The 6,952-nt window shown below is 69.8% G+C and carries 6 protein-coding genes; all 6 read left to right on the top strand.

Annotated elements, in window-relative coordinates; all coding sequences use genetic code 11:
• Positions 1–69 precede the first annotated feature (69 nt).
• The 6 genes from hisS to Q1K70_RS09560 all read left to right on the top strand — a co-directional run bounded on the left by hisS (position 70) and on the right by Q1K70_RS09560 (position 6,951).
• Positions 70–1,314: a histidine--tRNA ligase gene (hisS, locus tag Q1K70_RS09585; protein ID WP_300158320.1), complete on the top strand. Its 1,245-nt coding sequence runs from the start codon at positions 70–72 to the stop codon at positions 1,312–1,314.
• A gap of 15 nt (positions 1,315–1,329) precedes the next feature.
• Positions 1,330–3,156 carry an aspartate--tRNA ligase gene (aspS, locus tag Q1K70_RS09580; protein ID WP_300158317.1) on the top strand — a complete coding sequence of 609 codons (1,827 nt, stop codon included), beginning with the start codon at positions 1,330–1,332 and terminating at the stop codon, positions 3,154–3,156.
• Positions 3,157–3,158: 2 nt separating this feature from the next.
• Complete coding sequence (gene def, locus Q1K70_RS09575; protein ID WP_300158314.1) at positions 3,159–3,686, top strand: peptide deformylase; 528 nt, start codon at positions 3,159–3,161, stop codon at positions 3,684–3,686.
• An 11-nt stretch (positions 3,687–3,697) separates the two neighbouring features.
• Complete coding sequence (gene fmt, locus Q1K70_RS09570; RefSeq protein WP_300158311.1) at positions 3,698–4,672, top strand: methionyl-tRNA formyltransferase; 975 nt, start codon at positions 3,698–3,700, stop codon at positions 4,670–4,672.
• 90 nt (positions 4,673–4,762) lie between these two features.
• Complete coding sequence (locus Q1K70_RS09565; RefSeq protein ID WP_300158308.1) at positions 4,763–5,608, top strand: DUF116 domain-containing protein; 846 nt, start codon at positions 4,763–4,765, stop codon at positions 5,606–5,608.
• Positions 5,605–6,951 carry a transcription antitermination factor NusB gene (locus Q1K70_RS09560; protein WP_300158304.1) on the top strand — a complete coding sequence of 449 codons (1,347 nt, stop codon included), beginning with the start codon at positions 5,605–5,607 and terminating at the stop codon, positions 6,949–6,951. Before Q1K70_RS09565 ends, Q1K70_RS09560 begins: the two co-directional genes overlap by 4 nt.
• Position 6,952 lies beyond the last annotated feature (1 nt).

The raw sequence follows: 6,952 nt of genomic DNA, 5'->3' as shown, positions 1-6,952 counted from the left end.
TTTTGACATCCCGAACCGCTCGGGCTAACAGCCATTTTTTTCCGGGCGCTTGCCGCCCTGGGGCCCTCTATGGAAAAAATCCAGAAAATCAAAGGTTTCGCGGACTTGCTGCCGGAGCAGTCCCGCGTGTTCCAGCGTCTTGAGGACACGGCCCGCGCCGTATTCGGCCGCTACGGCTACCGGGAGGCCCGCGTGCCCATCCTGGAGCGCACGGAGCTGTTCTCCCGCTCCATCGGCGAGGAGACGGACGTGGTCCAGAAGGAGATGTACACCTTCCCGGACCGCAAGGGCCGCATGCTGACCATGCGCCCGGAGGCCACGGCGGGCATGGTGCGCGCCTACGTGGAGAACGGCCTGCACGCCCAGGAGGAGCTCTCCAAGCTCTTCACCTACGGCCCCATGTTCCGCTACGAGCGCCCGCAGAAGGGCCGCATGCGCCAGTTCCACCAGTTGGACGTGGAGGCCTTCGGCTCCCCCTCGCCGCTTCTGGACGCGGAGATGCTCTTCATGCTCCACCACTTCCTGACGGAGCTGGGCATCACGGAGCTGACCTTCGAGCTCAACTCCCTGGGCTGCCCCAAGTGCCGCCCGGACTACCAGAACGCGCTCAACGAGTACTTCAAGGGCTTCGACTCCGGCCAGCTCTGCGAGGACTGCCTGCGCCGCAAGCTGACCAACCCGCTGCGCGTGCTGGACTGCAAGGTCCCCAGCTGCAAGGAGCTGACGCGCGGCGCGCCCAAGATCACGGACTACCTCTGCCCGGACTGCGCGGAGCACTTCTCCACGGTGAAGTCCCTGCTGGACCGGGGCGGCCTGGACTACACCCTGAACCCCAGGCTGGTGCGCGGGCTGGACTACTACGTGCGCACCACCTTCGAGATCACCTCCGGCAACATCGGCGCGCAGACCGCCGTGGCCGGCGGGGGCCGCTACGACGGCCTGGTGCGCACCCTGGGCGGGCCGGACCTGCCCGGCGTGGGCTTCGCTTGCGGCATGGAGCGCCTGGCGCTGCTGATGGCGGACCCCGGCCCCAGCGCCCCGGATTTCCACATCGTGGCCATGGGCGCGGACGCCCTGGACGCCGGCCTCCTGCTGGCGCAGGAGCTGCGCGCCGCCGGTTTCGGCGGGGAGTGCGCCCTGGCGCACAAGTCCACCAAGAGCCAGATGCGCGGCGCGGACAAGTCCCAGGCCAGGTTCTGCCTGATCCTGGGCGAGGCGGAGCTCGCCGCCGGAACCGTTGTCGTCAAAAACATGCGCGACGCCAGCCAGGCCACCGTGCCGCTGGCGGGCGTTATCGACCTTCTTCGCCTTTAAGGAGCCAGAAGCCTCATGGACCAGACACTCATCGCCGACGAAGCCCCCCGCGCCGCCGACCCCCTGGGGGACTGGAAGCGCTCCCACACCTGCTGCCAGCTGACCGCCAGCGACATCGGCGCCGAGGTCTGCCTGATGGGCTGGGTGCAGTTCCGCCGCGACCACGGCGGCCTGATCTTCGTGGACCTGCGCGACCGCAACGGCCTGACCCAGGTGGTGTTCAGCCCGGACCACGCGCCCCAGGCGCACGAGCGCGCCCACGTGGTGCGCTCCGAGTACGTGTTGGCCATCCGGGGCACCGTGCGCTCCCGGCCCGAGGGCATGGCCAACCCCAACATGGTCACGGGCGAGATCGAGGTGGTGGTCAACGACTGGAAGCTGCTCAACACGTCCAAGACCCCGCCCTTCGCCATCGAGGACCGCGTGGACGTAGGCGAGGCCCTGCGGCTCAAGTACCGCTACCTGGACCTGCGCCGCCCGCGCCTGGCCCAGAACTTCCTTTTGCGCTCCAAGGCCGCGCAGAGCGTGCGCCGCTATCTGGACTCCCTGGGCTTCCTGGAGGTCGAGACGCCCATGCTCACGCGCTCCACGCCGGAGGGCGCGCGCGACTTCCTGGTGCCCAGCCGCGTCAACCTGGGCAATATCTTCGCCCTGCCCCAGTCCCCCCAGCTCTTCAAGCAGCTGCTCATGGTGGCGGGCATGGACCGCTACGACCCGATCGTCAAATGCTTCCGGGACGAGGACCTGCGCGCCGACCGCCAGCCGGAGTTCACCCAGATCGACATCGAGATGAGCTTCGTGGACGAGGAGCAGGTGATGGACATGGCCGAGACCATGATCCGCACCCTGTTCCGCGAGTGCCTGGACCACGAGCTGCCCAACCCCTTCCCGCGCATGACCTACCAGCAGGCCATGGCGGAGTACGGCGTGGACAAGCCCGACCTGCGCTTCGGCCTGCCCCTGACCGACGTGTCCGACATCGTGCGCGGCTGCGAGCTGCGCGTGTTCGCCAAGGCCGAGCTGGTCAAGGGCCTGCGCGTGCCCGGCGGCGAGACCATGACTCGCAAGGAGATCGACGAGCTGACCGAGTTCGTGAAGATCTACGGTGCGCAGGGCCTGGCCTGGATCAAGATCCGCGAGAGCGAGTGGCAGTCCCCCATCGCCAAGTTCTTCTCCCAGGAGGAGCGTGACGCCCTGGCCAAGCGCCTGGGCCTGGAAGTGGGCGACATCGTGTTCTTCCAGGCCGGCGCGGCCGACATGGTCAACGCCGCCCTGGGCAACCTGCGCGTCCAGCTGGGCGAGCGCCTGGGCCTGATCGACGAGAGCGTGTTCAAGCCCCTGTGGGTCACGGACTTCCCCCTGCTGGAGTACGACCCGGAGGACAAGCGCTGGGTGGCCAAGCACCACCCCTTCACCTCGCCCAAGGACGGCCACCTGGAGATGCTGGGCACCGACCCGGCCAACGCCCTGGCCCGGGCCTACGACATGGTGCTGAACGGCAACGAGATCGGCGGCGGCTCCATCCGCAGCCACACCCTGGACCGCCAGACCGCCATGTTCAAGGCCCTGGGCATCGACGCGGCCGAGGCCGAGGAGAAGTTCGGCTTCCTCTTGAGCGCCCTGCAGTACGGCGCGCCCCCGCACGGCGGCATTGCCTTCGGCCTGGACCGCCTTATCATGATCCTTGCCGGCGCGAAATCCATCCGCGACGTCATCGCCTTCCCCAAGACCCAGAAGGCCATGTGCCTTTTGACCGAAGCGCCGGGGGAAGTGTCGCTCGCGCAGCTGCGCGAGCTCGGCATCAAGCTGCGCTCGCGGGACAAGGACAAGGATAAGGCGTAACCATGCCTCTGGAGATACGCAAATACCCGGACCCGGTGCTGGCGAAAAAAGCCGCGCCGGTGACCGAGATCACGCCCGGAATCCGGGAGCTGGCCACGGCCATGGCCGAGGCCATGTACGCCAACCAGGGCGTGGGCCTGGCCGCGCCGCAGGTCGGCGAGTCCCTGCGGCTCGTGGTCATCGACCTGACCGGCCCGGAGAAGCGCGAAGGACTCGTCACCCTGGTCAACCCCGTGATCACCGCCGCCAGCGGCGAGCAGGAAGACGAGGAAGGCTGCCTGTCCGTGCGCGACTACCGCACCAACGTGCGCCGGGCGGCCAACGTCACGGTCAAGGCCCTGGACCTGGACGGCAAGGCGATGGAGATCGAGGCCGACGGGCTCTACGCCGTCTGCCTCCAGCACGAGATCGACCACCTCGACGGCGTGCTCTTCATCGACCACATCAGCCGCCTCAAGCGCGCCATGTACGACAAGCGGGTGAGAAGATGGACCAGGCAGCAGCAGGAAACGGCGAGCCAGGCCGGCTAAGGGCCGTGTTCATGGGCACGCCGCAATTCGCGGCGACGGTCCTTGAGCACGTGCTGGCCAGCGACGATGTGGACGTGGTCGCGGTCTACACCCAGCCCGACCGGCCCTGCGGCCGGGGCAAGAAATGCCAGCCCGGCGCGGTCAAGACCCTGGCCCTCACGTCCGGCCTGCCCATCCACCAGCCCGAGTCCTTCAAGGACCAGGCCGAGGTGGCGACCCTGGCCGCCTACGCGCCGGACGTGCTGCTCGTGGCCGCCTACGGCATGATCCTGCCCCAAGCCGTGCTCGACATCCCGAGGCTGCTGCCCATAAACGTCCACGCCTCGCTGTTGCCGGCCTGGCGCGGGGCTGCGCCCATCGAGCGGGCCATCGCCGCCGGAGACCGGCTCACGGGCGTGACCATCATGCGCATGGTGGCGGCGCTCGACGCCGGCCCCATGATCATGCAGCGCGTGCTGGCCATCGGCCAGTCCGACACCGCCGGCACCCTGCGGGCCGAGCTGGCCGACCTCGGCGGCCGGCTCCTCGTGCACACTCTCAAGCGCCTGCGCACCGGCGGGGTGCCCATGGTGGAGCAGGACCCGGAAAAGGTCACCTACGCGAAAAAAATCGACAAGGCCGAGGCGCTGATCGACTGGACGAAGCCCGCGGCCGAGGTCCACGACCTGATCCGGTCCATGACGCCCCATCCGGGCGCGTTCTTCTTCTGGAAGCAGGCTGCGGACAGGGAGCCGCTTCGCATCATCGCCCATCCGGGCAAGGTGGGCTGTCCGCTGCCGCCCGGGGCCAGGCCCGGCGACATCCTGGGCCTCATGGAGTGCCACATCGGCGTGGCCTGCGCCGACGCTGTCTATTTCATCCCCACGGTGGTCCCGGCCGGCAAGCGGCCCATGGACGCCAAGGCCTTTTCCTGCGGCTACCTCGGCAAATGCGAGGACGACGCCATGGCCGTGTGCGGGCCGCCGGACGGCGGCGCGACCGCCTAGCCCCGCCTGCCGCGAAGCACGTCCTTGTGCGGGGGGCGGCGGCTTTTTCAGGAAACGGCGCGAGACGCGACTGGGACATCCGGAGCATTGGTGGAACGCAACGAACCGTCGAAGAAAAGGGTCTTCATAGGGCTCCTGTGCGGCACGGGACTGGCCGTGTGCGCGCTGTTGGCCCTGGCCTGGATCATCCCCTACATCGGCCTGGCTAACATCCACCCCCTGGTCCCCTGGGTGCTCGGCGCGCTTTCCGCCGCCGCCATCGCCCTGGTCCTCTGGGCCACCATCGGGCTCGCCATCAGCGTGGCCATGGGCCGGCCGTTTCTGGGCTCGAACCACCTGCGCGGGGTCATGGCCCGGGTGTTTCTGCCGCTCATGACCATCTTCGCCCGCCTTTTCCGGCTGTCCAAGAGCCGGGTGCGCGGGTCGTTCATCAAGGTCAACAACGAGATGGTGTCCGCTTCGGTCGGCCGCTTCGAGCCGTCGCAAGTGCTGGTGCTTTTGCCGCACTGCCTGCAGTCGAGCCGCTGCCTGCACCGGCTCACCTACGACATCAACAACTGCAAGCGCTGCGGCATGTGCCCGGTGGACGGCCTCATCACGCTCTCCGAGGCCTACGGCGTGCACATCGCCATCGCCACCGGCGGCACCATCGCCCGGCGCATCGTGGTGCAAAAGCGCCCCCGGCTCATCCTGGCCGTGGCCTGCGAGCGCGACCTGACCAGCGGCATCCAGGACACCTACCCCATTCCGGTCTACGGCGTGCTCAACGAACGGCCCAACGGCCCCTGTCTGGACACGCGAGTGGCCCTGCCGCGCCTGGAAAGCGCCCTGCGCCACTTCCTGGTGGACGGCACGGCCCGCGAGCGCCTTTTCGAACGTCTCCCCGGCCGGCCGCCGTTCGGCGCGCCCGCGCCGGCCGGGCAGGCCCCGCGTTGACCGGGAACGCCTCGCCCGGCATCCCGCCGGCCCGCCGCATCGCCTTGGCGGTCCTCGGCCGTGTGCTGCCCGACCCGTCCAGGCCCGCCGGACCGGGGGCAGGGCAGGATGCCCAGGCCGCCCTGGACGCCGCCCTGGACGCCCCCGGCCTCGACCCCCGCGACCGGGGCCTGGCCACGGAACTCGTCTACGGCTGGCTGCGCCTGCGGGGGAGGCTGGAATACATCGTCTCCAGGCTGCTCAAGAATCCCGACGCCGTGCCCGTGGCCGTGGGCCGGGTGCTGACCCTGGCCGCCTACGAAATCCTCTATTGCGCCAAGGTGCCGGCCTACGCCTCGGTGGACTGGGCCGTGACCGCCGTGCGCAAGCGAGGCGGCAAGGGCCTGGCCGGCATGGCCAACGCCGTGCTGCGCCGCGTGGCCGCCGATCCCGACGCCTTCGCCGACCCCGCCTTCTACCGCCGGGACCGCTGCGACGACCTGGAATACCTGAGCCGCTATTATTCCTGCCCGCCATGGATCACGGCCATGTGGCTGCGCGACTGCGGCCGCGAGGCGGCCGTGGCCCACCTGGCCGCCCAGGCCGAGGCCCCGCCCCTGGGGCTTCGGGTCAACGCCGCGCGCCCCGGGGCGAAGGCGCTTTTCGACGCCCTGGCCGCCCTGCCGCAGGTCCGGCTGGCGGCATTTCCCGTCCTGGCCCTGCCCGCCGGCACGGACCTCTCGCCCGCCGGCGTCGACCTCCAGGACGCCGTCGCCAAGGGCCTGGTCTCGCGCCAGTCCGCCGCCGCCCAGGTGGTCCTGTCGCGTCTGGGCATGGCCGCTTGGCCCGAGCCGGTCTTCGACGCTTGCGCCGGGCGCGGCGGCAAGGCCCTGGCCCTGGCCGAGGCCGGCAAGAAGGTTTTCGCCGGAGACATGCACGCCGGCCGTCTGTCGGGACTGGGCAAGGAGACGGCGCGCCTGGGGCTGCCGGCGATGGCCGCCTTCCGGGCCTCGGCCACGCGCATGCCGCTGTCGCGGCCGCCGGGAACCATCCTGCTCGACGCGCCGTGCTCGGGCCTGGGCGTGCTCTCCCGCCGGCCCGACGCCAAATGGCGCAGGCAGCCCGAGGACCTGGCCGGGCTCATCCGGTTGCAGCGGGCCATGCTCGAAGCGGCCTACGCCGCGCTCGGCCCCGGCGGCCGCCTGGTCTACGTGACCTGCACGATCAATCCCGCCGAAAACGAGGCCAACGTGGACCGTCTCGGCAGCCGTCGCAAGGACCTCGTGCTCGAGGCCGAGGTCCCGGCCGCGCCCGACCCCGCCCTGGGCGAATCCTTCTACGGCGCGGTGCTCAAAAAGTCCTGAC

The sequence above is a fragment of the Solidesulfovibrio sp. genome, from assembly GCF_029978005.1.
GTDB lineage: Bacteria > Desulfobacterota > Desulfovibrionia > Desulfovibrionales > Desulfovibrionaceae > Solidesulfovibrio.
The sequence above is the reverse complement of the archived record's forward strand: the minus strand, read 5'-3'. Positions and strand labels throughout refer to the sequence as shown.

Excerpts from the sequence above, each read along its gene's own strand:
- hisS (WP_300158320.1), top strand. The coding sequence starts at position 70 with ATGGAAAAAATCCAGAAAATCAAAGGTTTCGCGGACTTGCTGCCGGAG.
- aspS (WP_300158317.1), top strand. The coding sequence starts at position 1,330 with ATGGACCAGACACTCATCGCCGACGAAGCCCCCCGCGCCGCCGACCCC.
- def (WP_300158314.1), top strand. The coding sequence starts at position 3,159 with ATGCCTCTGGAGATACGCAAATACCCGGACCCGGTGCTGGCGAAAAAA.
- fmt (WP_300158311.1), top strand. The coding sequence starts at position 3,698 with ATGGGCACGCCGCAATTCGCGGCGACGGTCCTTGAGCACGTGCTGGCC.